At 57.4% G+C, this 26,424-nt stretch carries 23 protein-coding genes and 2 tRNA genes; 9 read left to right on the top strand and 16 right to left on the bottom strand.

What is annotated here, in order from left to right; all coding sequences use genetic code 11:
• Window positions 1–90: 90 nt before the first annotated feature.
• A complete protein-coding gene (locus F7P80_RS03855) occupies window positions 91–1,485 on the top strand; it encodes a DNA recombination protein RmuC (RefSeq protein ID WP_133936531.1) in 1,395 nt (464 codons plus the stop codon).
• 7 nt (window positions 1,486–1,492) lie between these two features.
• Window positions 1,493–2,704 carry an MFS transporter gene (locus F7P80_RS03850; RefSeq protein ID WP_151042933.1) on the top strand — a complete coding sequence of 404 codons (1,212 nt, stop codon included), beginning with the start codon at window positions 1,493–1,495 and terminating at the stop codon, window positions 2,702–2,704.
• A 61-nt stretch (window positions 2,705–2,765) separates the two neighbouring features.
• On the opposite strand, the gene F7P80_RS03845 is transcribed toward F7P80_RS03850, so the two are convergent.
• The 10 genes from F7P80_RS03845 to F7P80_RS03800 form a co-directional block, all read right to left on the bottom strand.
• Window positions 2,766–3,650, bottom strand: a complete 885-nt coding sequence (locus tag F7P80_RS03845; RefSeq protein ID WP_151042930.1) for an LOG family protein — start codon at window positions 3,648–3,650, stop codon at window positions 2,766–2,768.
• A gap of 98 nt (window positions 3,651–3,748) precedes the next feature.
• Window positions 3,749–4,123 carry a fluoride efflux transporter CrcB gene (crcB, locus tag F7P80_RS03840; RefSeq protein WP_151042927.1) on the bottom strand — a complete coding sequence of 125 codons (375 nt, stop codon included), beginning with the start codon at window positions 4,121–4,123 and terminating at the stop codon, window positions 3,749–3,751.
• Between the two features lie 45 nt (window positions 4,124–4,168).
• Window positions 4,169–4,591, bottom strand: coding sequence for a monovalent cation/H(+) antiporter subunit G (locus F7P80_RS03835; RefSeq protein WP_054067612.1), 423 nt, complete (start codon window positions 4,589–4,591; stop codon window positions 4,169–4,171).
• A complete protein-coding gene (locus F7P80_RS03830; protein ID WP_151042924.1) occupies window positions 4,588–4,866 on the bottom strand; it encodes a K+/H+ antiporter subunit F in 279 nt (92 codons plus the stop codon). The genes F7P80_RS03835 and F7P80_RS03830 overlap by 4 nt, the downstream gene beginning before the upstream one ends.
• Window positions 4,863–5,354: a Na+/H+ antiporter subunit E gene (locus F7P80_RS03825; protein WP_054067614.1), complete on the bottom strand. Its 492-nt coding sequence runs from the start codon at window positions 5,352–5,354 to the stop codon at window positions 4,863–4,865. The genes F7P80_RS03830 and F7P80_RS03825 overlap by 4 nt, the downstream gene beginning before the upstream one ends.
• Window positions 5,351–7,057 carry a monovalent cation/H+ antiporter subunit D gene (locus tag F7P80_RS03820; protein WP_151042921.1) on the bottom strand — a complete coding sequence of 569 codons (1,707 nt, stop codon included), beginning with the start codon at window positions 7,055–7,057 and terminating at the stop codon, window positions 5,351–5,353. Before F7P80_RS03820 ends, F7P80_RS03825 begins: the two co-directional genes overlap by 4 nt.
• Window positions 7,054–7,419: a Na+/H+ antiporter subunit C gene (locus tag F7P80_RS03815; protein WP_054067616.1), complete on the bottom strand. Its 366-nt coding sequence runs from the start codon at window positions 7,417–7,419 to the stop codon at window positions 7,054–7,056. Before F7P80_RS03815 ends, F7P80_RS03820 begins: the two co-directional genes overlap by 4 nt.
• Window positions 7,419–10,349, bottom strand: coding sequence for a monovalent cation/H+ antiporter subunit A (locus F7P80_RS03810; RefSeq protein WP_054067617.1), 2,931 nt, complete (start codon window positions 10,347–10,349; stop codon window positions 7,419–7,421). Before F7P80_RS03810 ends, F7P80_RS03815 begins: the two co-directional genes overlap by 1 nt.
• A 130-nt stretch (window positions 10,350–10,479) precedes the next feature.
• Window positions 10,480–10,836, bottom strand: coding sequence for a ComEA family DNA-binding protein (locus F7P80_RS03805; protein ID WP_054067618.1), 357 nt, complete (start codon window positions 10,834–10,836; stop codon window positions 10,480–10,482).
• A 149-nt stretch (window positions 10,837–10,985) separates the two neighbouring features.
• Complete coding sequence (locus tag F7P80_RS03800) at window positions 10,986–11,981, bottom strand: bile acid:sodium symporter family protein (RefSeq protein ID WP_151042918.1); 996 nt, start codon at window positions 11,979–11,981, stop codon at window positions 10,986–10,988.
• Window positions 11,982–12,148: 167 nt separating this feature from the next.
• Here F7P80_RS03800 and F7P80_RS03795 point away from each other — a divergent pair, with 167 nt between their 5' ends.
• Window positions 12,149–12,346: a hypothetical protein gene (locus F7P80_RS03795; RefSeq protein WP_240183916.1), complete on the top strand. Its 198-nt coding sequence runs from the start codon at window positions 12,149–12,151 to the stop codon at window positions 12,344–12,346.
• A 35-nt stretch (window positions 12,347–12,381) separates the two neighbouring features.
• Here the strand turns inward: F7P80_RS03795 and asd are convergent, their stop codons facing one another.
• The gene (asd, locus tag F7P80_RS03790; RefSeq protein WP_054067742.1) at window positions 12,382–13,230 is read right to left on the bottom strand and encodes an archaetidylserine decarboxylase; all 849 of its coding nucleotides are present in this window, start codon (window positions 13,228–13,230) and stop codon (window positions 12,382–12,384) included.
• 243 nt (window positions 13,231–13,473) lie between these two features.
• On the opposite strand from asd, the gene F7P80_RS03785 reads away from it, so the two are divergent.
• From F7P80_RS03785 to F7P80_RS03770, 4 genes are all read left to right on the top strand, one after another.
• The gene (locus F7P80_RS03785; RefSeq protein ID WP_428840847.1) at window positions 13,474–14,565 is read left to right on the top strand and encodes an HPP family protein; all 1,092 of its coding nucleotides are present in this window, start codon (window positions 13,474–13,476) and stop codon (window positions 14,563–14,565) included.
• A gap of 300 nt (window positions 14,566–14,865) precedes the next feature.
• Window positions 14,866–15,117, top strand: a complete 252-nt coding sequence (gene infA / locus F7P80_RS03780; RefSeq protein ID WP_054067621.1) for a translation initiation factor IF-1 — start codon at window positions 14,866–14,868, stop codon at window positions 15,115–15,117.
• A 70-nt stretch (window positions 15,118–15,187) separates the two neighbouring features.
• A tRNA-Pro gene (locus tag F7P80_RS03775) sits at window positions 15,188–15,264 on the top strand.
• A 149-nt stretch (window positions 15,265–15,413) separates the two neighbouring features.
• Window positions 15,414–15,490, top strand: a tRNA-Pro gene (locus F7P80_RS03770).
• A 51-nt stretch (window positions 15,491–15,541) separates the two neighbouring features.
• Here F7P80_RS03770 and F7P80_RS03765 read toward each other — a convergent pair.
• Window positions 15,542–16,222, bottom strand: a complete 681-nt coding sequence (locus tag F7P80_RS03765; protein ID WP_054067622.1) for a response regulator — start codon at window positions 16,220–16,222, stop codon at window positions 15,542–15,544.
• A 446-nt stretch (window positions 16,223–16,668) separates the two neighbouring features.
• Here F7P80_RS03765 and F7P80_RS03760 point away from each other — a divergent pair, with 446 nt between their 5' ends.
• Window positions 16,669–19,863, top strand: coding sequence for a hybrid sensor histidine kinase/response regulator (locus F7P80_RS03760; RefSeq protein ID WP_151042916.1), 3,195 nt, complete (start codon window positions 16,669–16,671; stop codon window positions 19,861–19,863).
• 76 nt (window positions 19,864–19,939) lie between these two features.
• Here F7P80_RS03760 and F7P80_RS03755 read toward each other — a convergent pair whose 3' ends face one another.
• From F7P80_RS03755 to F7P80_RS17265, 4 genes are all read right to left on the bottom strand, one after another.
• Window positions 19,940–20,266 (bottom strand): type 1 fimbrial protein, encoded by a 327-nt coding sequence (locus tag F7P80_RS03755; RefSeq protein WP_151042913.1) that lies wholly within the window; start codon window positions 20,264–20,266, stop codon window positions 19,940–19,942.
• Window positions 20,267–20,513: 247 nt separating this feature from the next.
• Entirely contained in the window at window positions 20,514–22,916 is a 2,403-nt protein-coding gene (locus tag F7P80_RS03750; RefSeq protein ID WP_151042911.1) for an adenosylcobalamin-dependent ribonucleoside-diphosphate reductase, read from the bottom strand.
• Between the two features lie 522 nt (window positions 22,917–23,438).
• Window positions 23,439–24,785 (bottom strand): amino-acid N-acetyltransferase, encoded by a 1,347-nt coding sequence (gene argA / locus F7P80_RS03745; RefSeq protein WP_151042908.1) that lies wholly within the window; start codon window positions 24,783–24,785, stop codon window positions 23,439–23,441.
• A gap of 165 nt (window positions 24,786–24,950) precedes the next feature.
• A complete protein-coding gene (locus F7P80_RS17265) occupies window positions 24,951–25,076 on the bottom strand; it encodes a hypothetical protein (RefSeq protein WP_258536120.1) in 126 nt (41 codons plus the stop codon).
• A gap of 409 nt (window positions 25,077–25,485) precedes the next feature.
• On the opposite strand from F7P80_RS17265, the gene F7P80_RS03740 reads away from it, so the two are divergent.
• Complete coding sequence (locus F7P80_RS03740) at window positions 25,486–26,367, top strand: putative selenate ABC transporter substrate-binding protein (protein WP_077345245.1); 882 nt, start codon at window positions 25,486–25,488, stop codon at window positions 26,365–26,367.
• Window positions 26,368–26,424 lie beyond the last annotated feature (57 nt).

Genomic DNA, 26,424 nt, shown 5'->3' with positions numbered 1-26,424 from the left:
GCTAGCGCTGAATATATAAGCATTTCAGATAGAAAACTATCTGAAAACAAGCAATAGCAAGCGCCGGCAGCTATGGTTCAAGGAGTTGCTGTGGAGGTTTTACTGTGGGCAGTGCTTGCCCTGCTGCTGGTGGTGGTGGCGCTGCTGGCTCTGATGTGGCTGCGCCCCCGGCCCGTGCCTGCCGATCTGGATCTGCTGGAGCGCCTGGAGCTGGTCGAGCGCGCACAGCAGCACATACAGATGGCGCTGAGCAAGAACGATGGCGCGCTGGTCGCCATGGGCCAGCAGGTGCAGGGGCTGGTGCACAGCCTGAGTCAGAACCAGGCCACCGCCGCAGACAGCCTGCGCCAGCTGGTGGACAGCCACATGGTACGCCAGCTGGGTGAAGCACGCCAAAGCCGCGTGGAGCTGCAGCAGCAGTTCACGGCGCTGCAGCAGGCGCTCGCCCAGCAGCTGCAGCGTCTGAACCAGGACAACCACCAGACGGCCGAGCAGCTGCGCGGCACCTTGAACGAGCGGCTGGCCAGTATCCAGTCGGACAACGCTGCCAAGCTCGAAGAAATGCGCCGCACGGTGGACGAAAAACTCCACGCCACGCTGGAGCAGCGCTTGGGCGAATCTTTCAAGCTGGTCAGCGACCGGCTCGAGCAGGTGCACAAGGGGCTGGGCGAGATGCAGTCGCTGGCCAGCAGCGTGGGCGACTTGAAGCGCGTGATGACCAATGTGAAGTCGCGCGGCACCTGGGGCGAAGTGCAGCTGGGCGCCATCATTGACAACGTGCTCACGCCCGAGCAGTACGCACGCAATGTCAAGACCGTGCCGGGCAGTGATGAACTCGTGGAATTTGCCATTCGCCTGCCGGGGCGCGATGGTGAGCACCCCGTGTGGCTGCCGATCGATGCCAAATACCCGGTCGAGCACTACCAGCGCCTGCAGGACGCCTGGGATGCGGGCGACAAAGTGGCCATGGTGGCGCTGGGCAATGCGCTGGAAAGCTCCATCCGCAACGAGGCCAAAAAGATTGCTGCCAAGTACGTGTCCCCGCCATTCACCACCGATTTCGCCGTCATGTACCTGCCTTCGGAAGGGCTGTTTGCGGAAGTGCTGCGGCGACCAGGGTTGGTGGAAGCGGTGCAAAATGACAGCCGCGTAGTGATTACGGGGCCTGCCAATCTGGCGGCCATGCTCAACAGTCTGCAGATGGGCTTCAAGACCCTGGCCATTGAAAAGCGTTCCTCCGAGGTGTGGGGCGTGCTGGGCCAGGTGAAGACCGAGTTTGCCAAGTTTGGTGAAGTGGTAGAGGCCACGCGCAAGTCGATTGACGCGGCGGCCCGCAAGTTTGAGCAGGTGGATGTGCGCACGCGTGCCATCCAGCGTCGTCTGCGCACCGTACAGGAGCTGCCGGATGCAGTTGCCCATTCCTCCTCATTGCCGCTGCACAGCCCCGATACGCCAACTGCAGCGGCTGATTTAGACGACGAGTAACAGTCAAGTGACCTGGACATTGCTGCGCCTGATCCTGGCGCAAATCTCCGTGCACGCCTGCATGACGGGCATGCGCATGGCAACGCCATTGCTGGCGCTGCGCGAAGGCTATAGCCCGGCGGCCGTCGGTTTTCTGCTGGCCCTGTTTGCGCTGACGCAGGTGTTTCTGTCCCTGCCTGCCGGGCGCTATGCCGACCGCCACGGTCTCAAGCGGCCGCTGGCCATCAGCGTCACGGTCGCCAGCATCGGCGCGGGTGCGGCGGTGATGTTTCCTATCTACCCCGTGCTGTGCTTTGCGGCGCTGTGCAGTGGGGGCGCTTCAGGCTCGGCCCTGATTGCCCTGCAGCGCCATGTGGGGCGCGAGGCCAAAGACCAGGTCATGCTGCGCAAGATGTTCAGCTGGCTGGCCATTGGCCCAGCGGCCTCCAACTTTCTGGGGCCGTTTCTGGCAGGCTTGCTGATTGACTATGCAGGCGGTGAGGCAGCCAGCGATGTGGGCTTTCGCGCAGCTTTTCTGCTGCTGGCACTGCTGCCGCTGAGTGCCTGGCTGTGGGTGCGTACCCTGCAGGAAACCAAGCCAGAGCCCAAGCCTGCAGGCAGCAAGAAAAGTACAGCCTGGGACATGCTGCAAAGTCAGGGCTTTCGCCGCCTGCTGCTGATGAACTGGGCGCTGTCCTCATGCTGGGATGTGCATACCTTTGTTGTGCCGATTCTGGGGCATGAACGCGGTCTGTCTGCCTCGGCGATTGGCTCCATCCTTGGTGCATTTGCGATCGCTGCTGCTGCCGTGCGTCTGCTGATTCCTTTTGTGTCTGAGCGCATCACCGAGTGGAAGGTAGTCATGACTGCCATGATCGGCGCCTGCATGCTGTTCTGCATCTATCCCCTGATGTCCAGCGCCCTGGCCATGATGGCCTGCTCGGTGTGTCTGGGCTTTGTGCTGGGCTCGGTGCAGCCCATGGTGATGAGCATGATCCACATGGTCACGCCAGCGCACCGCCAGGGCGAGGCACTGGGCCTGCGCATGATGGCCATCAACGGCTCCAGCGTGCTCATGCCCATGCTGTTTGGCTCTATTGGCACTGTCGTCGGTGTGGGAGCTCTGTTCTGGGCGGTTGGCGGCGTGGTCGGCGCCTGTTCGCGCCTGCCATGGCTGCTGGGACAGCAGGATCTGCCGGCGCTCAAGCATCAGGCAGCCAAGGCGCTGCAGCAGAAATAGAAACAGAAATAAAAACAGGCAGCCTTGGGCTGCCTGTTTTGCGAGGGGGCTTGCTGCTGGATTAATCAGGCAGCTGGTAGAAGTCCTTGATGACCTGCCATGCCGCTTCGGGCGTGTCTACCAGATGGAACAACTTCACGTCCTGGGGCGAGATCATGCCTTCTTCGACCAGCAGGTCAAAGTTGAACAGCTGCTTCCAGAACTGGCTGTCAAACAGGATGATGGGCACGGCCTTGACCTTGGTGGTCTGCACCAGGGTCAGCACTTCGAACAGTTCGTCCATGGTGCCAAAGCCACCGGGGAAGGCCACCAGCGCCTTGGCACGCATCATGAAGTGCATCTTGCGCAGTGCAAAGTAGTGGAACTTGAAGCACAGCTCAGGCGTGATGTAGGGGTTGCCCTGCTGCTCGTGCGGCAGCAGGATGTTCAGGCCTACGTTCATGGCACCTGCTTCGTGGGCGCCGCGGTTGGCAGCTTCCATGATGCCGGGGCCGCCACCTGTGGCGATATACAGGCGCTGGTCTTCGGGGTGGCGTTCGCTGTACTCGGCCACCATGCGTGCAAAGGCGCGGGCGTTTTCGTAGCGGGTGGCATTGCGCATGTCGCGCTCTGCGGCCTTGATCTTTGCAGGATCACCGCTGGCCTGGGCCTCGGCAAGGCGAGCCTGAGCCGCCTGTGCATCCACAAAACGTGCGCTGCCATAGACGACAATCGTGTGCTCAATGCCCAGGGCTTTCTGCCCCAGATCAGGCTTGAGCAGTTCCAGCTGGAAGCGGATGCCGCGTACCTCACGGCGAGCCATGAATTCGGGGTCGGCAAAGGCCAGGCGGTAGGCATCGGGCAGCAGAGGGTCGGCCGTGGTGGTGTCACGCACCGCTGCAGGTGCATTCAGGGGAGCCAGATCTTCAGCCAGAGAACGCGCATGCAAAGAGGTTTTTGAGTCCATAGATATCCAGTCGCACTTTCACGGAAACAGGTGCTGATCTTCGCAGATTGCAGCGAGCTTTCAGCGCTTGCACGGCAGCAAGAGGGCGGGTCCTTCCATTAACGCAGTGCCTGCTGCACGGTGTAGATGCCTGTGATAATGAGCAGCAGGGAGGCGAACAGATGCGCTGCCGCCCAGGCTATGGCCATGCCCCAGCGCTGCGCCTGCAGCAGGCCGACGACCTCGGCCGAGAAAGAGGAGAAGGTGGTCAGTGCGCCCAGAAAGCCAGTGATGATGGCCAGCCGCCAGACTGGGTCGAGCTGGGGTGAGGCATCCAGCCATGCAATGGCCAGCCCAATGCCATAGCCACCGATGGCATTGGCGGCCAAGGTGCCCCAGGGTAGCTGCCCCGGGGCAGTGAGCCACAGGCCCAGTTGCCAGCGTAGCAATGCGCCCAGGCTGGCTCCGGTACAGATGGCAAGAACGGCAAGCATGACTTTGAGCGTTAAAAAAAGCCTCTAAGCCTTGTGCAGCAAGCGCTAGGCGCTCATTTTTTGTTTAGCTTCCGCGGTGGACTCTGCCTCTGCTTCCTCTGCCGTTTGAGGCGCATTGGGAACAATGCGGCTGACACTGGGAGGCACGTTCTGTCCGGCACGGCGTGCACGGAACAGGGCTGCACGCATCAGAAAGATGGTGGTGATAGGCACGGTCACAGCAATGAAGATGGCAATCAGCAGGGCGTGCAGTGCCAGTCCCTGACCGGTAGCGCTGAAGAACACAAAGGTGGCCCACATGATCAGCCAGCAGCCCATGGTGGCAATGATGGAGGGCGTGTGTACGCGCTCGAAATAGCTCTCCAGCCGCATCAGGCCGAGGGAGCCCAGCAGAGCGATGAGAGCGCCGCCGAGCACCAGCACGGCAATCAGAATCTCAGCCCACAGGGGCAGGACAAATTCGTTCATTCGATCACCTCGCCACGCAGCAGGAACTTGGCCATGGCGGTTGAGCCCACGCAGCCAAACAGCGCAATCAGCAGTGCGGCTTCAAAGTACATGGACGAGCCATAGAGAATGCCCAGCACCAGCATGGCCAGCATGCCATTGAGGTACATGCAGTCCAGTGCCAGCACGCGATCCTGTGCAGAAGGGCCACGGTACAGGCGAACCAGGGTGAAGGACATGGCCAGCACAAGCATGAAAAGGGCGACCGACAGCACCCAGACCAGCCATTGACTCATTCGAAAATCTCCATCAAAGGACGTTCGTAACTGTTTTTGACATGGTCGATCACCTGTTGTGGGTCATCGACTTCCAGTACATGCATGAGCAGCATGGAGCGGTCGCGCGAAATCTCAGCCCAGGCAGTGCCCGGCGTGATGCAGGTGATCATGGACAGCACGGCCAGTGCGTTGGGGTCTTTGAGCTCCAGCGGAATGTGCACAAAGGCTGCTGGATGCCTGCGCAGCGATGGGAACAGCAAAAAGCGCACGACCTGAAAGTTCGAGATCGAGGTGTCCACCACCACGGTGCAGAACAGCTTGAAGATGGTCCATGGGTGACGCACACGCACTGGCAGAGGACGCAGGCCGCGCGTGATGATGGGAATCAACAGGCCCAGAATGGCGCCCAGCACGATGTGACCACGGCTGACTGAGTGGTTCAGCAGCAGCCACAGAATGAACAGGGCAATCGACAGCAGAGGGGCAGGAAAGAGTAGCTTCATCATGGCTGAACTCCTGGTTCCTTCGTAGGAGCAGCAACAGGGTTGGGAACAGGGCGGGTACCCATGACGGCCTGGATATAGGTGCCGGGCGAGTGCAGGGCATTGGCCGTGCTCTGGGTGAACTGCATCACGGCATCGGCCTTGACGGTCAGGATGATGCACAGCGCCATCAGCGCGGCAATGGGCAGACCTTCGGCCACGCGCAGTTCAGGCGTGCCGCGTTCGTGCGTGGCCCAGAAGTGGCGGATGCCAGCACGGGTCAGTGCAATCAGTGCCATCAGTCCGGTGCTGATCATCAGCACCATCAGCACCCAGCCCCAGTAGCCTGCCTGGTAGCCCGCAGACTGACCCAGCCCCACAGGGTTGATCAGATTGCTGAGCATGGCGAACTTGCCGATAAAACCGGACAGCGGAGGCAGGCCGGAGACCACCAGCGTGCACATGATGAAAGCCAGACCCAGGAAGGCGGCAGACGCTGGAATGGCGCGGCCGATCAGCACCTGCTCGTTTTCGTCGAGGTTGATGTTCTGGGCAGGCACCAGCTCTGAGTTGAGGAAGGGCGCTTCCTCATCGTCAATGTCTACGTTGCCGTCGTTGCGCCAGCGATCCATGATGTCGGCCAGCATGAACAGAATGGCCACGGCCAGTGTGGAGCTGGGCAGGTAATACAGCAGACCGGCTGTGAGCATGTTCTGGTTAAAGCCAATGGCCGCCAGCAGCGTGCCGGAAGACAGAATGGCTGCGTAACCGGCCAGGTGCGTCAGGCGTGTAGCAGACAGCATGCCAATGCCGCCAAAGATCATGGTGATCATGCCGCCTGCAATCAGCCACATGGCGCCAAACAGGGCAGAGTCACCAGCTTCGCTCGAGAACATCAGCGTCCACAGCCGCAAGATGGTGTAGATGCCCACCTTGGTCATCAGCGCAAACAGCGCACCTGCAGGGGCGGTGGCTGCACTGTAGGCGGGTACCAGCCAGAAGTTCAGCGGCCAGACGGCAGCCTTGATCAGAAAGGCCGTAGCCAGCACGGCGGCTGCCGTGTGCAGCAGCCCGCGGTCTGCATCAGACACATTGGGAATGGCCTGTGCCAGGTCCGCCATGTTCAGCGTGCCGGTAATGCCGTAGAGCATGGACACACCAATCAGGAACAGCGAGGAAGCTGCCAGATTGATGGCGATGTAGTGCAGACCCGACTGCACGCGTTGGCGGCCCGATCCATGCAGCAGCAGCCCGTAGGAAGCTGCCAGCATGATTTCAAAGAAGACGAACAGGTTGAACAGGTCGGCCGTCAGGAAAGCACCGCTCAGACCCATGAGCTGCAGCTGGAACAGCGGGTGGAAATGTACCCCCGCCTTGTGCCAGCGTGCGGTCGCAAACAGACTGGCCGCCAGCGCAATGCTGTAGGTCAGCACCAGCATGAGGGCGGTGAGCCGGTCTACGGCCAGCACAATGCCAAAGGGCGCAGGCCAGTTGCTGCCCAGATAAACGCCCATGGTGCTGGTGGAGCCCGACTGGTTGGTCCACAGCAGCAAGGCAATGGAGATAAGCAGGCCAAGCGCGGTAGCGCCCACGTTCATCACCATCTTGATGGTCAGGCGCTCTTCGCGCAGCAACAGCATCAGCGCTGCAGCCAGCATGGGCAGCAAGATGGGGCCAAGCATGAGGTGTGGCATCAGCGATGCCAGCCATTGCAGGATCAAGCTCATGGCATCTCCTGCACGTCACGCGACTTCACGCCGTCCACATGGTCGGTGCCCGACATGCCACGCGAAGCCAGCAGCACGACGAGGAACAGTGCCGTCATGGCAAAGCCGATCACGATAGCTGTCAGCACCAGGGCCTGTGGCATGGGGTCCGCATAGTGCGCCAGTGTTTCTGGCACGCCGGGGCGCAGCACGGGTTCCTTGTCGATGGCCAGACCTTCACGCCCCATGCTGAAGATGAACAGGTTGACGGCATAGGACAGCAGCGACAGGCCCACAATGACCTGAAAGGTACGTGGGCGCAGCAGCAGCCATACGCCGGAGCCGGCCAGCACGCCAATGGCAATAGCGAGTACGGTTTCCATCAGCGGCCTCCTTCCTGAGCTGCTTGCTCTTCTTGCATGCGTGCGTGATAGCGATGGCCGCGCACGGACTGGTGGGCAATGGCGGTCAAGATCAGCAGGGTAGAACCCACAACCAAGGTAAATACTCCTATGTCAAAGAAGGTAGCGCTGGCCAGGTGGATCTGCCCGATCCATGGCAGGCTGAAGTGGAAGGTGTGACTGGTCAGGAAGGGATAGCCTGCGGTAATGGCACCCAGGCCCGTCAAGAGCGCAAACAGCAGCCCCAGACCAATCCAGCGGCGTGGGTACAGCGGCATATGCGCCTCGACCCATTGCGTGCCAGAGATGATGTACTGCAGCAGCAGTGCTACGGAGAACACCAGCCCAGCCACAAAGCCGCCGCCAGGTTCGTTGTGGCCACGGATGAACAGATAGATGGAGACCATGGTGGCAAAAGGCAGCAGCAGGCGCACCAGCACAGCAGGCACCATCAGGTAGCCCACGGCAGTGTCGGCTGCATTGCGGGGGTTGACCAGATCCGTCTGCAGGTCACCCGGAATGTAGCGCTGCTGCTCGGGCAAATCCATGGTCTCACGTGCAGGGCGGAAGCGGCGCAGCAGGGCATAGACAGTCAGCGCCACAATGCCCAGCACCACGATTTCGCCAAAGGTATCGAAGCCGCGGAAGTCCACCAGCATCACATTGACGACGTTGGTGCCACCACCTTCAGACAGGGCGCGCTCCAGGAAGAAAGTTGAGGTGCTTTCCGGGAAGGGGCGGCTCATCATGGTGAAGGCCAGCCAGCCCACACCGCCGCCTGCGGCCAGCGCGATCAGCAAGTCACGCAAACGGCGTGCACGCACGGTCAGATCAGTAGACAGGGCAGGCGCCTGCAGGTTTTTGTCGCGCTTGGGCAGCCAGCGCAGGCCCAGCAGAATCAGCACGGTGGTAACCACTTCCACGACCAGCTGGGTCAGCGCCAGGTCAGGGGCAGAGAACCACAGGAAGGTGATGCAGGTGCAAAGGCCCGAGCCGCCAAGCATGATCAGCGCTGCCATTCGGTGGTACTTGGCTTTCCATGCCGCGCCCAGGGCACAGGCACAGCCGATGACCCAGAGCAGCACAAAGGCGGGTGATAGTGGCAGATTGGCGCGATGACCAATCGTGAGCCCCTGCAGCCACAGCGGCAGCGTTCCGGCGAGCAGCGCAATCAGCACCAGCCACAGCATTTGCCATTGCAGACGCTGCGTGTTGAGCAGGCGGCGTGTGTCACGCGCCAGCAAGGTGGTGCGGGCCAGCAGGTTCTCGAATACGCGCTGGCCATCGATGCGTGAAAACAGTGGTGCCTCGTCACCCAGCACTTCCTGCTTGCGCAGCCAGCGCAAGGCCATGTAGAGCACCACGCCGCCCAGCAGGGCGACGATACTCATGATCAGCGGTGTATTGATGCCGTGCCAGACCGCCAGACTGAAGTAGGGCAGATTGCCACCAACGACCGGCAAGGCGGCGGCGTTCAGGAAAGCACCTACAGTCCAGGCAGGGAAGATGCCCACTAGCAAGCAGATCAGCACCAGCAGCTCCACGGGAACGCGCATCCAGTGGGGCGGCTCGTGGGGCTTGCGTGGCAGATCTGTAGCCTTGGGACCAAAGAACACATCCACCGTAAAGCACAGCGAATAGGCTACGCTGAACATGCCGGCAATCGTGGCGGCCAGAGGCAGGGCTACGCGTACCCAGTGGTCAGCATCCACAAACACGGTTTCTGCGAAGAACATTTCCTTGGACAGGAAACCGTTGAGCAGTGGCACCCCCGCCATGGCCGCACTGGCCACACAGGCCAGGGTGGCCGTAATGGGCATCATCTTGCGCAGGCCGGAGAGGCGGTTCATGTCACGTGTGCCGCTTTCGTGGTCCACGATACCTGTTGCCATGAACAAGGACGCCTTGAAGGTGGCATGGTTCATGATGTGGAACACGGCCGCCACAGCGGCCAAGGCGCTGTTCAGGCCCAGCATCAGGGTAATCAGACCCAGGTGCGAAATCGTGGAGTAAGCCAGCAAGCCTTTGAGGTCACGCTGGAACATGGCCAGAAAGCCACCGAGCAGCAAGGTGGCCACACCAGCACCGCCCACAATCCAGAACCATTGATCGGTGCCGGACAGCACGGGCCACAGTCGAGCCATCAGAAACACGCCAGCCTTGACCATGGTGGCCGAGTGCAGGTAGGACGAAACGGGGGTGGGAGCTGCCATGGCATGCGGCAGCCAGAAATGGAATGGGAACTGTGCGCTCTTGGACAGTGCACCCAGCAGGATCAGCACCAGCATCGGGGTGTAAAGCTCGTGCGAACGCACTTGCTCACCAGCTGCCAGCACATTCTCCAGGTCATAGCTGCCCACGATATGACCAAGAATCAGCATGCCTGCGAACATGCACAGACCACCAGTACCCGTGACGGTCAGTGCCATGCGTGCACCGCGGCGGGCATCCTTGCGGTGGTGCCAGTAGCCAATCAGCAGGAAGGAAAACAGGCTGGTCAGTTCCCAGAAGAACACCAGCTGGATGATGTTGCCGGACAGCACGACGCCCGACATTGCCCCCATGAAAGCCAGCAAAAACGAGAAAAAGCGCGGGACGGGGTCTGCTGGCGACATGTAGTAGCGCGCATACAGCACCACCAGGGAGCCTATGCCCAGCACCAGCATGCTGAACATCCAGGCAAAACCGTCCATACGCACGACGAAGTTCAGACCCAGAGCCGGCAGCCACACCAGCTCCTGGCGTATGACACCGCCATCTGCCACTTCTGGAAACAGCATGGCGGCCTGAACAGTACAGACTAGCGCAATGATGCCGGCCAGCGTGGACTCGGTATTTCGCGCGTTAGCAGGCAATACGGCAGCCAGAACGCTGCCAATGAAAGGGAGAAGTATGAGGGAGATCAGAGGCATGAATGTGTATTCAAGGGCCAGATATCTTTGCGTATGGAACGAAATAAAGCGTGTGGGGCACGCACGCTAGGAAATTTGGGAACAAAAAAACCCGCCATCGGCGGGCGTGTACTAAGCATAATGGAGAAAACTAGCTTTTTTCTGGTTTTTTGCCTGCACTTTGTGCGGGTTTTGCAGATTTTTCTGCAGGCTTGTTGCTCTGTTGGGTGGCCTTTTGCGTGGCGCCATAGGTCTGTCCGTTGATGGTCAGCCCGGCTTCAGACAGTTTGGCTGCAGATGTGTGCGCAACACCTTTGACGCGCGCAATAAAGTCATCCCAGTTCCTGAACTGTCCTTGCTGGCGTGCTTCGACGATGTGAGAGGCGGTCGCCGGACCAATGCCTTTGACTGAGGTCAGCTCATCGGCCGAGGCTTTGTTGGCATCGACGGCCGCCATGGCCAGTGTGGCATACAGCGCAGTAAACAAAACAAGCAGTTTCTTGAGCATGCGAATATCTCCCTCCGTTACGGAACGTTGTGGAAACAGAAGCACGTGTGCCGTGCAGCCTGCATGTTAAGAAGCTGTGCCATCAAATGGTATGGGGTCTGCCTGGTTTCTGGCTGATCGGCACAGATCCGGTTTAATGGCCTTGTGGGTCAATCATTTTTGCGTAAATTGGTGCGTTTTTCGGCATTTTTCCCGTAACGCGCAGCAATGACGGCGGACACCATCAGCTGCATGGGGTGAAACAGCATGATGGGCAGAACCATGGGGCCGACGATGGCTGCAGGAAACAGGACGTTGGCAATCGGAATGCCGCTGACCAGGCTTTTCTGAGCCCCACAAAACAAGATGGTGGCCTCATCGCTGGCGTCAAAGCCCAGGCGGCGGCTGATCCAGACACACCAGAACATGGCGCACATCAGCAAACCTGCGCAGACCAGCAGCAGCATGAGCAGAGCGCTCAGGGGCAGTTGCTTCCACAAGCCTGCGACTACGGAGCCGCTGAACGCGGCATAGACCACCAGCAAGATCGAACCTTGATCGAGCAACTTGATGTTGCTGCCAGCTTTTTGCAGCCAGCCAGAGGTCCAGGGGCGCAGCCAGTGGCCCAGTGCAAAGGGCAGCAGCAGCTGCAGTGCGATCTTGCCTATGGATTCAAGCGGATTGCCAATGCTGGCGTCCTGCGCCAGCAAAATACCCACCAGCAGCGGCGTAAACACAATACCCATCAGCGTGGAGCCAGAGGCGCTGCAGATAGCTGCTGGAATATTGCCGCGAGAGAGCGTGGTCAGTGCAAGGGCAGACTGCACCGTTGCAGGCAGGGTGCACAGGAACAGTACGCCAAATACCAGCTCGCTTGGCAGCAACTGTCTGAGTAATGGCTGTGCCAGCCAGCCCAGCAGCGGGAAAAAGGCAAAGGTGGTGAGGGTGACCACCAGATGCAGCCGCCAGTGGCTGATGCCGGCCCAGATGGCGCTGCGCGAGAGCTTGCTGCCGTGCAGGAAGAACAGCATCACGATGACGCCGCTGGTGATCTTGTCCAGGATGTCGCCAAACTGGCCGGAAGCAGGAAGCGCACTGGCTAATAGAACAGTGGCTGCCAGGGCGATGGTGAAGTTGTCAGGTCTCAGACGTTGGAAAAGGCTCATTGCTGGATGGACTCCTGTGATTGCGGAGCAAAAAGTGCTAAATATTTGCTGCAAGCTGCCGATACGGAGGTAACTTGTCGTCTTAAAGGTACTGCCTTATGTTGCTTGTCAGCCCAAGCTCTACAGATTCTGTTCATACGCACCATGAGCGCTCCACGGTATTTCAGATGCCTGTTTTCAAGCCCGGGGTGCAGGTCATGCAAGGTGGCCGACAGGAAGTTGTCAGCCATGTGGTGCTGCGCAGGCGTGAGATGATGGTGTATCTGGTTGGTAAGGAAGAGCCTGTGAAGCCGGAACACCTGAGTCTGACGCCTACCTGGTTCACTACGACCCGCAGGCCTGAGACTCTGCACTGGTATCTCTGAGAAAAAAGCTCCATGTTGAATCCATGGAGCTTTTTTTACGGCTGCTGACTGGCCATCGCCTCGCCCAGGCGTACGGGTGCTGTCGCGCACCAGTCTGCATTGAATTGCAGCGGGCCTGGCGGTGTGAGCAGGACGACCGTGGAGCCGAGCAGGAAACGTCCCATTTCAGCACCTTGCTCCAAGTGTATGTTTTTATCCGCGTAGTTCCATTCACGCACGTGTCCAGGGCGGGGCGGGTTCACTACACCATGCCAGGTGGTGGCCATGCTGCCGACGATGGTGGCACCTACCAGCACCATGACGAAGGGACCATGCTTGCCTTCAAACACGCACACCACACGCTCGTTGCGTGCAAACAGACCGGGTACGCCTCGGGCGGTGGTGGGGTTCACTGAAAACAGGTCGCCCGGGACATGAATCATGCGCAGCAGACGGCCTGCGCAGGGCATGTGGATGCGGTGGTAGTCGCGAGGGCTGAGGTAGATGGTGGCGAAGTGACCATCCTGAAACTGTGCTGCCAGCTGCGCATCGCCACCCACCAGTGCCTGCGTGGAGTAAGAGTGTCCTTTGGCCTGAAAAATCTGATCGCCCTGAATGCGTCCGAGCTGACTGACTGCACCATCTACGGGGCAGATCCATTCTGAGTCGGCCAGTGGGCGTACGCCTGGCTTGAGTTCTCGCGTGAAAAAGCTGTTGAAGCTGGAATAGGCAGCTGGGTCCGGGTTGAGGGCTTCGGCCATGTTGACCTGGTAGCGACGGATGAACCAGCGAATGACTGCGGTAGTCACTGCACCAGCTTCTCGACTGGCAAGATAGCCCATGAGCTGCGTCAGTGCGCGCTTGGGAAGAAGGTATTGCGGAAGAACCGCGAGGCGATCAGACACGTGCAATCTACGAAGAAAAGGCAAAGGACTCGGGATTCTATAGGGTGTGGCAGGGGCCATGTGATCCGCTCGCCTGCGACATATGGCCGAGTTCTGCACAATGTCGCCGTGCTGTCATAAACAGAGGCGGCCCGATATGAACAAGGTGTTAGTGCTTTTATGGATCCCCTGAGAAAGTCTTCGACCACACTGGACGCTCACCATGCACAGCTTGGCAGGTGGGCACTTTGGCTGCGTAATTTTTTGCCAGCTTCGGTACGCATTGGCTATGCAGAGGCTTTTCGCATTGCTCTTGGTGTTGCGCTCGGGGTGCTGATTACCGGCTGGCTGTCCAGGTGGTGGGGTGGGAATCCGGACAATATCTGGATGGTGTCCTCTCTGGGGGCTAGTGCTGTATTGCTCTTCGGTATGCCAGCCAGCCCTATGGCGCAGCCATGGCCGGTGTTGGTGGGAACCATTGTTTCTGCGCTGGTTGGAGCTCTGGTGCAGATGGTGGTGTCAGATACGGCTGTGGCCTGTGCGCTGGCTGTGGGCCTTTCTGTGATCTTGATGGTTCCCTTGCGCTGCATGCATCCGCCCGGTGCCGGCTTTGCCGCCTATGTGGTTCTGGAGCACCTGGATGGTGTGGGGCTGGTGATGTTCCCCATCCTTTTCAATATCACCACACTGCTGGTGTGTGCGGTCCTCTACAACGCTTTGACGGGGCGACGCTATCCACACCCTCAGCACAGCCTGAAGCCGGGCAGCGCATCCGGAGGCTTGCAGACCTTTACTGCAGCTGACGTGGACGCTGCACTGCGTCACTACAACCAGGTGCTGGACGTCAGTCGTGCAGATCTGGAGGGCTTGCTGCATGTGGCTGCTCGTTCGGCATTCAACCGCAATTTTGGCAATCTGCGCTGCGTGGACATCATGACCAAGCCGGTGTTTGCCGTGGAGCCGGGTGTCTCACAAAAGGAAGCGTGGGCGCTGATGCGGCAGGAGCACGTCAAGGCACTGCCGGTTGTGGATAGTGAAGGCCAGGTGCTGGGGATGGTGAGTACGGCAGATTTTGTGCGTCAGGCCAATATGGAAACACCAGAAGGCATGGTGCAGAAGCTGCGTAACCTCGTGACAGGTCGTGGTGTCAATAAAAGCAAGGTCCAGGAGCTGATGGATGCGGATGCACCAGTGGTGCAGGTGGACTGCATGCTGGTTGACTTGATACCTTTGTTTTCTGCAGGGAATTGCCACCACCTGCCGGTTGTGGATGCGCAGCGCAAGCTGGTTGGTATCGTTACCCAGACTGATCTGATTCGCGCACTGGGAGCGGCCATCAATATGCCTGCGCAGTAGTGTGGAGGCGCTACGGCGCGCTGCGTGTGGCCGTCTGGTTATGACAAGAATTGCACGTAGCTGTATGCGGAAAACTGCGTTGTTTTTGCAAGGATTCATGCCGAGCCGCTACAATTAGCGGTTATTTTTGTGGCTGAATATGCCACGCGACATATTCCGTTGAGGCCCTCTGTTCGGTTTGCGCCCTGCGCACTTTTCCTGCCGCGCAGATGCACACATACCTTGTGTTGTTGCGAGGGCAGCGTGGTTTTGAAGCAAAGGCGCCGCAAGCATATACCTATCCTTAAGAGCTAATTGAACATGGCGAAAGAAGAATTGATTGAAATGCAAGGCCAGGTCACTGAAGTCTTGCCCGACTCGCGTTTTCGCGTGACCCTGGAAAACGGCCACCAGCTGATTGCTTACACCGGTGGCAAGATGCGCAAGCACCACATCCGTATCCTTGCGGGTGACCGTGTTTCTCTGGAAATGTCTCCTTACGACCTGAGCAAGGGTCGTATCACATTCCGTCATCTGCCCAATCGTGGCCCAGCTCCCACGACATCGCGCTAAGCATGGAATGTGCAGATTTTTTGAAGTTTTCAAAATGGCTTCGAAAATCTGTATATAATCTGCGTCTTGTCGGAGCGTAGCGCAGCCTGGTAGCGCATCTGCTTTGGGAGCAGAGGGTCGCGAGTTCGAATCCCGCCGCTCCGACCATAAGATTAGAGGGCCAGATCGCAAGATCTGGCCCTTTCTCGTTTTTGGTGTTTTCGGTTGCAGCGCTTGTATAGTCAGCCAAGAGTGCTATCAAAAAATAAAAAATTTCGACGAAGCCTGATTTTTTGCGCGTATAATTTATCCATCGTCGGAGCGTAGCGCAGCCTGGTAGCGCATCTGCTTTGGGAGCAGAGGGTCGCGAGTTCGAATCCCGCCGCTCCGACCATCACATTGAAAAGGGCTAGATCGCAAGATCTAGCCCTTTTACTTTTTCTGCTTAGCTTGGATCTTGTGGAGTAGCCGGTGTTTGCGTGAGCAGGCCGGTGCTCATTGCATACCGATACAAATCGGCATCGCGTGTCAGTCCCAGCTTGCGCATGGCGTTGTTTTTCTGTGTGCTGATGGTCTGTTTGCTGCGGTGCAGGCGATCTGCAATTTCGTTGATAGACAGTCCGGCAACAAACAAGCGAATAACTTCGGTCTCTCGTTGTGACAGGGCGGTCGCTCCCTGGCGCGAGTGGTTGGAGAAAGCGGTGCTTTCTAGAATCTGTCGCACGCTGGGTGAGTAATAGCTGCCATAGGCGTATGCGGCATGGATGGCGGGCACGATGTGGTTGGGGTCATCGGCTTTGCTCAGAATGCAGGCAATTTGTGCGTCCATGAGTGTTTTCAGAATGGCAGGGTTGTCCAGCATGCTTAGCACTACAAAGCGCAAATGAGGGAATCGCCGCTGCAGCAAAGTGATCATGGAGATGCCATCGCCGTACTGGCCGCCGGGCATGATGTAGTCTGTCACCAGAACATCGCAGTCATGCTGCTCCAGGATATTCATCACTTCTGTTGAGTCAGACGCCGTTCCAATCAGAGACAGTGTGTTGTTTGTCAGAGCAACGCTGCGCAGGCCAAGCATCAGTGCAGGGTGGTCATCGGCCAGCAAAATTTTGATGGAAGCAGACATTGTGGAGTGGGTCTGTAGAGTCTATTTGGAGGGGGACTGCTGTTTCTGGGGCCGATAGAGCACTCCAGTAAGCAGTCGGTCAGCGTTTAATGTGCAGCCAGAGCTTGCTCGTTGTACTTACTTGACAATCTGGTTATTGCAATAGTTCCTGATCAGATACGATTTTTTGATTTTTTACAAGTAAATCATATTTAAAATCTAAGAAAAGCATTATTTCTATATGGAAATAGGAATTTTCTTATCGTATGAGTAGGATTTTTCTGTCAGGATGTGTTTTTTGATCTAATGCGGTAAATACTGTTATATTTTTATATTATGAAGCAAAAAAATACGAATGGTTTTTTTTTAGTTTTTTTGATGTAAAAAGATTTTTTGGAGAAAAAATTCTTTTTTGGGGCGCTGCATTTATAAGTTTCTTGATAGTTGCTGTGTTTTGTGTGGGTGCAATGGTGAAAATTCTGGGGTATGTATCCAATGCACGTCTGATTTTTAGTGCGCAAAAAACGGTGATCCAGGCAGAGCTGGATGCCAAGCAGGCTTCAGTCAGGAGAGGTATTAGCCATGCAGAAATGCTATGGGCCAACGAAAGGCAAGCTTCTGTGTCATCCAGTGCTTTGCCGAAATTTGGTGAAGCAAAGGATTATATTTATATAAAGGATGAGCCGAGCTTCTTTGAAGTTTTTGCAAAGGCTGATGTAGATAATCATTCGGTTGAATATTTTGATGATTATATTCGTTTCAGTGAACGTCTCGCAAAAATTGCAACAGGAGATGTTTCGGCCACAAAAAGTCCTTTGCATAGTTATCACTACACTCCGGATGGAAGCTATATGGCATTTATGCCTCCATCGGTGGAAAACATTGAGCTTGTTGAACGTGAAAAAATTCCTCAGTTAATGCAGAAGTTTTCGCTGGACCTGGGTGATCTCAGTGATCTGGAAGTACGTAAAGCATGGAAAGAAAGTCGTGCAACCAAGTGGCTTCTTCCAGGAGAGGGTCTGCTGCTGGAAGATCAGGTGATTCGGCTGGTGCAGCCAGCTTTTGATGGGGATGAGGTATTCATGGTTTATGCCAGTGATCTGGCTGTGGACAGATTGAAGGCGAACTTGCAGCGCAGCGATTTTGATGGGACTTTTTTTGTTGTAAGCAATGATGGGCAAATACTTCTGCAAAGCACTGGTGATAAAATCAATGATGCAGAGATGGCCGCCATGGCGCAAATACTCAAGAAGACAAAGGCGTGGCAACTGTCCGGTCCCAACTTGAAAGTAAATTACTCACGAGGTTTGTTTACTGTGAGTCAGCCGCTGGGAGATACGGAGTGGTTTGCAGTCTATGCCTACACCGTGAAGACCATGGTTCAGGCATTGAAGGGGCCACTTTCTTTGTATGGCGCGATTGCGTTGGGAATGCTTTTGGTGTTATGGGTGGCTGTTTTTGTCTTTCATTACCGTTTCTTTTTGCCTGCATATCAAAATTCTCAAAGAATATATGAAAGTGAAAAACTTAGTCGCAGTATTTTGAGCATGGCTCATGTGGGGCTTGGGCTGTTGAGCAAAGGTTCGGGTCTTGTGCTGCTCGAGAATAAGGCCATGGAGCGCTATACCATTGAGGGTATGCCTTTGGCGGCATATCTTTTTGGACGTTATCAGCAGGAAATAGGCGCGCAGAATGTAGAGCTTGTACGTGAAATCAATGCTCTGGATGAAGCACTGCAGCCGGCAGACCTGCTGGTGCACATGGCGCCTTGCTATTACCAGGGGCAGGCAGCTTTGCTCAGCAGTGTCCTGGATATCACAGAGCGCAAAAAGGCTGAGCATGCGTTGCAGCATGCGCGACTGGCTGCAGAGCGGGCGAGTCAGGAAAAATCCATGTTTTTAGCGGCTGTCAGCCATGAGATTCGCACGCCTTTGAATGCCATTCTGGGAAATCTGGAACTGCTGGAGCGTGAAGAGTTGCAGCTGCGTGCACAAGAGCGAGTGCAGATTGTTTCTTCTGCGTCTAGGACTTTGCTGCGCGTGATTGACGATACTCTGGATTTGTCCAGGGTTGAGTCCGGAATGCTGTCGCTGGAGATGCAAGCTTTTGATATCACGCCGGAGGTAGAAAGTGTGGTGCAGACCTTTTTGCCGCGTGCAGAAGCCAAAGACCTTGCCCTCTACTGTCGCATCATGCCTGGGATTTCTGCATGCGAAGGGGACCCGTTCCGTCTTCGGCAAATTCTCGGGAACTTGCTGAGCAATGCCATCAAATTTACGCAGAACGGGCATGTACTGGTCACTGTAGATTCTTGGGTGGTGAATGGGCAGCGTTTGCTGCGGCTGACAGTGCAAGACAGCGGCATTGGTATGAGCCCAGAACAGCAGGCACAGTTGTTTACACCGTTTACGCAGGCCAGCTCGTCCATTGCCCGTGAGTTTGGTGGTTCTGGTCTGGGGTTGGCACTGTGTCAAAGAATTGCTGGCCTGATGGGGGGTGTCATTCGTGCAGAAAGTACGCTGGGGCAAGGGAGTACTTTTGTGCTGGAGCTGCCACTGGCACATGGCATTCAACATGAAAAACTGCAGTCCAGTCACTGGTCGGGCAAACGGATTGCGATCTGGTGTGATAACCCGCAATGGCAAGCTGCATTGGCTCCGTACTGGTCGTATTGGGGCGTGGAGAGCATTTCCTGCGAAAGAGCATTGAATGCATTGAGCGAGGTTGATGCTCTGGTGCTGCTGGGCAATCCTCGTACTTGGCCGTTCGTCCTGGAAGATGCCGCCATCAAGGCTGTGCCTGCGGTGATCGATGTGCAGGAAAGTGGTCCGACTCATCCCCTCAGGCGCGATGGTTGGGTGCAAGTTTCCTGCTATTCGCTGGCAGGTATTTATGAATCCCTTGCTGTAGAGCCAGTGCAGCGGCTAGCGAGCATCGATGACGTCCAGGCAACGGGTATGTTGCCTCATCAGGAATCTGCGCCTCGTTTACGGATTCTGGTGGCAGAAGACAATCCGGCAAATCAGCGATTGCTGCAAGAGCAGCTGGACTTGCTGGTGCATGACGTAGTGATGGCTGAAAGCGGTGGTCGTGCACTGGAGCTGTTCAATACCCAGTCATTCGATCTGGTACTGACGGATCTGGACATGCCGGGTATGGATGGCTACGCCCTTGCCAAGGCGCTAAGAGCGCAGGGCGCTTTGCAGCCTATTTGGGCCTTTACCGCTCATGCGGGCGAGTCGGAGCGGAGCATGTGTCAGGCTTCTGGCATCAATGAGGTGCTGCTCAAGCCTCTGTCCATGAAACAGCTGGCGCATATGTTGGCTACTTTGACAGGGCAGGCTGCGGTTGCAGATGTGCCCGAAAAAGCAGTAACGCCAGAGGTGCTGGAGGCAGTCAGAGATGCCTGTGAGATGTATATGCACAGCATGCACCAAGGCTTGCATGCAGGTGATATGGCAGTGCTCCAGCGTGGGTTGCATGCTATCAAAGGCAGCTTTGCCATGTTGCGTGCCCATGCACTGGTGGAGCAAACCACAGCGTTGGAACGAATGGTGGAGGGGCAGGCACCTACTACTGAAATAGCGCAGGCCTTGGAAGTGCTGGCATCTGCTGTGAAGCAGGTGCTGGATGGATGGCCTAAGGATCAGGCCGCCGAATAGTTGCGAAGCCCCAAGAATAAACTAGGGCTCGTACTGCAGCAGGGGCGCCTTGGCTATCCCGCTGCCGTTCTTGGTATCAGGGGTAGCTGATGAAATAGTAGGGTACGGACTTGGTAGAGCCTGCGGCGCTGGCAATCAGGACGGGTTGAGAGGATGCAACCATTGCGCTGGGTTGCTCCACAGGAATTGTTTTGTGCTGCAGCTCCACCTGAGGTTCTACGCCAGTGCAGTGCTGAATCTGCATGTCCTTCTGGGTTGCGGTGGGATAGTTGAGGGTGCAGGTGCCGTGAACGATCTGGCCCGAGAAATGGATGATTCCACCAATTTTCTCTTTGTGTGCCAAGGCAGGTTGTGCCAGCACAGCAGTGAGCAAGAAAGCCAGAGCGAGGGATGCTTTTTTCATGGTCAACCTTTTGACAGTAAGAGGGCCTGTAACTTCAGTTCGTAACAAACCGTGATTAGGTGACCGCTAGTGTAAAAACTGTCTCTGCGGCTGGCTATCTGACAAAAACTAAGTGAATGCTTTATTTTATAGGAATAGTCCTAAACTTGTTTCACATGATGTGGAGGCCATAGCCGTAAAAAAGCCCACTGGCGGAAATCACCAGTGGGCTTTGCTTTAGATTTGATAGCTGCTCAGGTAGGCTGCATCAGCCGCAGGCACCAATATAGCCGCAGGATGTGCAGAAGGAGCAGCCATCCTTCTTGATGACGGCATGGGCTCCGCACTCAGGGCACTTGGTGCCGCTCATGGCCTGGGCCGGTGTGGCTGCAGCAGGTGTGGCAGTTACGGTTGCAGGCGCTGCGGGATTGATGGGGGCAGGTTGCTGCTCCTGGCTTGCGCGGTTGGCAATGATGGACTGGATGGCGTAGGCCAGCAGTGCCACTTCACTGTCGTGCCACAGAGGGATGCGGGTGCCGTCTTCCTTGTCGCGCCAGCCGTAGCGGATGGGGCCGCGGTCCCAGGCCACCTTGCGCAGATCATCCAGCGCCTTGTCCAGGAAGCCGCCGCGTGCTGCCAGCGACAGCGAACGCATGGTGGCGGTGATCCATTGCTGGCTCTCACCGGTCTGGCCCACAGGCATGAAGAACTCGATGGGGCGCTCTACGCCATTGACGTACATGAAGCTCACCACCAGGTACAGGCGGCGCACACCGTCGTGGGTGTAGTACTCGATCTTGTCAACGACCGCGTTCAGTGGGCCTTCGGGGCGGCGTTCCACCACGGCGGACAGGCCGCTGGTGTGGGCAGCAGCAGGCTGCGGTGCAGGCTTTTCTTCGGTCTTGGGGGCTTCTACCGACAGCACGGCACCCAGTGTGTCGTTGGGGCGGTAGGTGGCGCAGCCCTTCAGACCGGCCTTCCAGCTTTCCATATAGAGGTTCTTGAAGTCCTCAAAAGGATAGTCCGCAGGAATGTTGACGGTCTTGGAGATGGCTGTATCGATATAGGGCTGCACGGCGCGCATCATGGCCACGTGCTCAGCCGCAGTCATCTCCAGTGCGCTGACGAAGTAGGCTGGCAGTTCTGCATCAGCACCAAACTTTGCCTTGTAGAGGCGATAGGCATGGTCTTCCACGGTGTAGAAGGCATTGCCGCCGTCGGCCGTGCGCTTCTTGCGCTGGTAAGTCCAGGAGAAGGGCGGCTCAATGCCGTTGGAGGCGTTGTCTGCAAAGGCTAGCGACACGGTGCCTGTTGGTGCGATGGACAGCAGGTGGCTGTTGCGGATGCCATGCTTGCGGATGGCTGCACGGATTTCCTCGGGCAGGCGCTGGGTGAAGCCGCTTTGCAGGTACTTGTCTGCATCAAACAGCGGGAAGGCGCCCTTCTCCTTGGCCAGCTCGACAGAAGCCAAATAGGCTGCATCGCGCATGTTGCGGGCAATTTCTTCGCCCTGGGCCACGCCAGCTTCGCTGTTGTACTTCAGGCCAAGCATGATCAGCGCATCGCCCAGGCCTGTGAAGCCCACGCCGATGCGGCGCTTTTGCTGCGATTCCTTGTGCTGCTCGGGCAGGGGCCAGACGGTAGCGTCCAGCACGTTGTCCAGCATGCGCACCTGAATGGAGACAGCGGCGCGGAAGGCTTCAAAGTCAAAGTGGGCGTTCTCGGTGAACGCGTCACGCACAAAATTGGTGAGGATGATGGGGCCCAGGTCGCAGCAGCCGTAGGGTGGCAGAGGTTGCTCACCGCAGGGGTTGGTCGCGGCAATGGTCTCTGCGTAGTACAGGTTGTTGTCGGTATTGATGTTGTCGATGAACAGAATGCCGGGCTCGGCGAAGTCGTAGGCGGACTTCATGATGGTGTCCCACAGCTCACGTGCGGCAACCGTCCTGTAGACCCACTTGCCGTCCTCACGCTGGTGGGCGCCTTCTTCGATCTGGTTGTCAGAAGGGGTGGCAATGTGCACCAGCTCCCACTGAGCGTCGCTTTCCACCGCCTGCATGAAAGCGCTGGTTACGCCCACCGAGACGTTGAAGTTGTTCCAGCGACCCTTCTGGCGCTTGGCCGTGATGAAGTCCAGCACATCGGGGTGGTCAATGCGCATCACGCCCATTTGTGCGCCACGGCGTGCACCGGCCGATTCCACGGTGGTGCACGATGCATCAAACACGTCGATGAAGGAGCAGGGGCCAGAGGCAAAGGAGTTCGTGCCCTTGACCTTGGCACCCTTGGGGCGCAGGTTAGAGAAGTCGTAACCAACGCCGCCGCCGCGACGCATGGTTTCTGCTGCCTGCGACAGCGCGGTGTAGATGCCGGGGTTGCCGTGCTCGTCAAAGCCGTTGGTGGCATCGGCCACAGGCTGCACAAAGCAGTTGATCAGTGTGGCCTTGGTATCCAGGCCGGCTGCGGCCATGATGCGGCCTGCACCGATGGCACCGGCTTGCATGTTCTGGAAAAACTTCTCTGCCCACTCTGCGCGCAGTTCTGGCTTTTCTTGGTCAGCCAGGGCTTTGGAGACGCGGCGGAACAGATCTTCGGCGGTTTGCTCGCCCGCGGCCAGGTATTTTTCAGCCAATACGTCTTGGCTGATGGGTTGAGTGTTCAAAGAAGTCATTGCGTCTTTGTGAGTGAAGATAAACATGGTTGCGCCGATGCCAAGCAATAGGCGTGCACAGGCGCGTTACATAAAAGAAAGAGCCGGACGTTCGTCGCCCGGCCTGGGTAGAAATCGGAGCTGCCAGGGCCTATCCCATCGAATGGGCGAAGGCCCAAGTTTTACCTAAATCTAGCCTGTTTTGCGTATCAGCACACAATAGGTAGTGCTGTCTGCAAGGTCATCACGCGAACCCAGACAGTCTAGTGCAAGAGCTCCGGGAAGCAAAACCGCACGGGCTAGGGGAATGTCTTAGGTCAGAACCAAGGGGATATGCAGACGTATTCTACGGCCAGCAAATTATCAAAAAAGATAGCAAAAAATCAATACATGACAACGCATAGCATTGAAATTATTGAGAATTTCAGTGCTAAACATTTTTTCATTCTTGTGGTGAATTGCCACACATAGATAGTGTGGTCTTGTGGGTGACACACTAAATGTGTTGTATGCATCCACAAGGCGGGCTTGTAAACGCGGGGCTTACAGCTGCTTGACCAGGACCTGGCTCTTGCGGTCCCAGTTGTATTTGGCCTTGCGTGCTTCGGGCAGCCAGTCGGGGCTGACGGGCTGAAAGCCCCGCTTGATGAACCAGTGCATGGTGCGGGTGGTCAGCACAAACAGCGTCTTGCAGCCCAGAGCGCGGGCGCGCTGCTCGATGCGCTTGAGCAGCTTCTCTCCATCGCCCGTGCCCTGTGACTTGGGCGATACCGTCACGGCCGCCATCTCTGCGGTCTGCGCTTCCAGATAGGGGTGCAGGGCGGCACAGCCGAAAATCACGCCGTCGTGCTCGATCACGGTGTAGCTGGCAATGTCGCGTTCGATTTCGGTGCGGTCGCGCTTGACCAGGGTGCCGTCATTCTCAAAAGGCTCGATCAACTGGATGATGCCACCCACATCATCAATGGTGGCTTCGCGCAGCTCTTCGAGCTTTTCGTCAATGACCATGGTGCCTATGCCATCGTGCACATAGATTTCCAGCAGCAGGGCGCCGTCAATGGCAAAGGGCAGGATGTGGCTGCGTTCCACGCCGTGCTCGCAGGCACGCACGCAGTGCTGCAGGTAAAAGCCTGTGTCGGTAGGCAGCTGTGCGGGTGGCAGCTCGGCCAGAATGCGGCGGGCCTGTGCCAGTGGCAGCTCGGTGTTGATGGGGTTGTCTTCGCCTGCGGGCTCGTGCGGCTTGGCGCGCACGCCGGGCACTTCGGTCAGGAAGATCAGCTTGTCCGCCTTGAGCTCGCAGGCCACGCGGGTCGCCACTTCTTCCATGCCCAGATTGAAAGCCTCGCCTGTAGGCGAAAAGCCAAAGGGTGAGATCAGTACCATGGCCTCAGACTCCAGCGCGCGGCGAATACCTTCGCCGTCGACCTTGCGCACCAGGCCGGAATGCATGAAGTCCACCCCATTGACGATGCCTACGGGGCGGGCTGTCAGAAAGTTGCCGGAGATCACGCGTACGCGTGCGCCAGCCATGGGGGTGTTGGGCAGGCCCTGGCTGAAGGCGGCTTCAATTTCAAAGCGCAGCTGGCCTGCTGCTTCCTGGGCGCAGTCCAGGGCCACGCTGTCGGTGATGCGCACGCCGTTGTAATACTGGGGCTCGTGGCCCTTGATGCGCAGCTGCTCGTTCACCTGCGGGCGAAAGCCGTGGATGAGCACGATCTTCACGCCCATGGCCTGGATCAGTGCCAGATCCTGCACGATGCCCTGCAGCTTGCCGGCGGCAATGGCTTCCCCTGTGATGCCCACCACAAAGGTCTGGTGTCGGAACTTGTGGATATAGGGGGCCACGGACCGGAACCAGGGAACAAAGGTGAAGTTGAAGACTGTGGACATGGGCGTACAAGGCTGCAAAGGGACGAAAGGCTTGCATGTCCTGTACGCGCACAGAACATGCAAGCCAGTGTGAAGTGTAGCGGCCTGTGTGCGTGCTGCAGCGTTTATTCGCAGCCAGGCGTCTGCGTAAATCTGTATGGCAAGCGTGCGCAGAGCGTGAGGACGCTATGGCCGCGTGAGCCACAGGGTGATGCAGATGACCAGTCCCACCAGCCCGGCCAGCAAAAGCAGAGGGCTGACGTAGTACAGCGCAGCGGGCATCAAGCTTTGGAGAGCAATACTTTCAAGCATGGCGTACTCCTTCCGGGGGCAGCGGGTACGGCGCCCCGCATGTGCACTACTACCTTAGTGCGGCGGTTCACAGGGGCATGTAGGCAAAAGTCGCATGCTGCTCATGTTGCGTTTCGCTTTTAAAAACATAGCTGTTAGCGCTTGATATGCATTTGTTTCAGATGCTTTTATATTTGAAAACATTGAAATACTTGCGCTAGCAGCTTTCAAATTCATAGCTTTCACGCTGGGCTCTATGGGGCCAGACGCAGCATGGTTAAAAGCCAGGCGGCGTGCTGTACCGAAGCAGCCCGTGTGAGAATCGCCGCCAGCGGTCAGTCGTACCGCCCTTATTCCATGCCCCGTGTGGGCTGTTTATTAAGCTGCCGAGTGCTCCGTCTCGGTGGTGGATTCAAGAAACGGATCATTCATGACTACTTCTTTTGCCCGCCGCTTGGTGATCAAGCAGGCGTTGCTTGCCGTTGCCGCAACTTCTGCCCTGACTGCTTTCTCGGCCTCTGCTGCCGACAAGGTGCTGCGCGTGTCCGCAATTCCTGATGAGGCGCCGACCGAACTGCAGCGCAAGTTCAAGCCTCTGGGTGAATACCTGTCCAAGGAAACCGGCATGAAGGTCGTGTTCACACCTGTGAGCGACTATGCCGCCGTGGTCGAATCGCTGGCCACCGGCAAGCTGGACATGGCCTGGCTGGGCGGCTTCACTTTTGTGCAGGCCAAGATTCGCACCAATGGCACGGCCAACCCCATCGTGCAGCGTGCGGAAGATGCTGTGTTCACTTCGCGCTTCATCACGGCAGACCCTAACATTAAGTCGCTGGAAGACCTCAAGGGCAAGACCTTTGCCTTTGGCGCGCCTTCGTCCACTTCGGGCAGCCTGATGCCGCGCTACTTCCTGCAGCAAGCCGGTCTCCAGCCTGAAAAAGACTTCAAGAATGTGGCTTTCTCGGGCGCACATGATGCTACCGTGGCCTTTGTGGCTGCGGGCAAGGCCGATGCCGGCGTGCTGAACACTTCCGTGTGGGACAAGCTGGTCGAATCCAAGAAGGTGGACCCTGCCAAGGTGCGCGTGTTTGCCTCCACCCCAGAGTACTTCGACTACAACTGGACGGTGCGCGGTGATCTGGACCCAGCAATCACCAAGAAGCTGACCGAGGCTTTCCTCAAGCTGGACCCTGCCAATCCTGAACACAAGGCCATCATGGATTTGCAGCGAGCTTCCAAATTTATTCCCACCAAGCCAGAGAACTACACAGGCATTGAAGAAGCGGCCAAGTCCGCAGGCCTGCTCAAGTAATTGCTGCTTTTGTGCGACCTACAAGCCAGCCTTTGCGCTGGCTTGTGGCGTTCAACC

The organism is Comamonas kerstersii (assembly GCF_008801935.1).
In the GTDB taxonomy this organism is placed as follows: Bacteria; Pseudomonadota; Gammaproteobacteria; order Burkholderiales; family Burkholderiaceae_C; genus Comamonas; species Comamonas kerstersii.
This window is presented reverse-complemented; position numbering and strand designations above follow the sequence as displayed.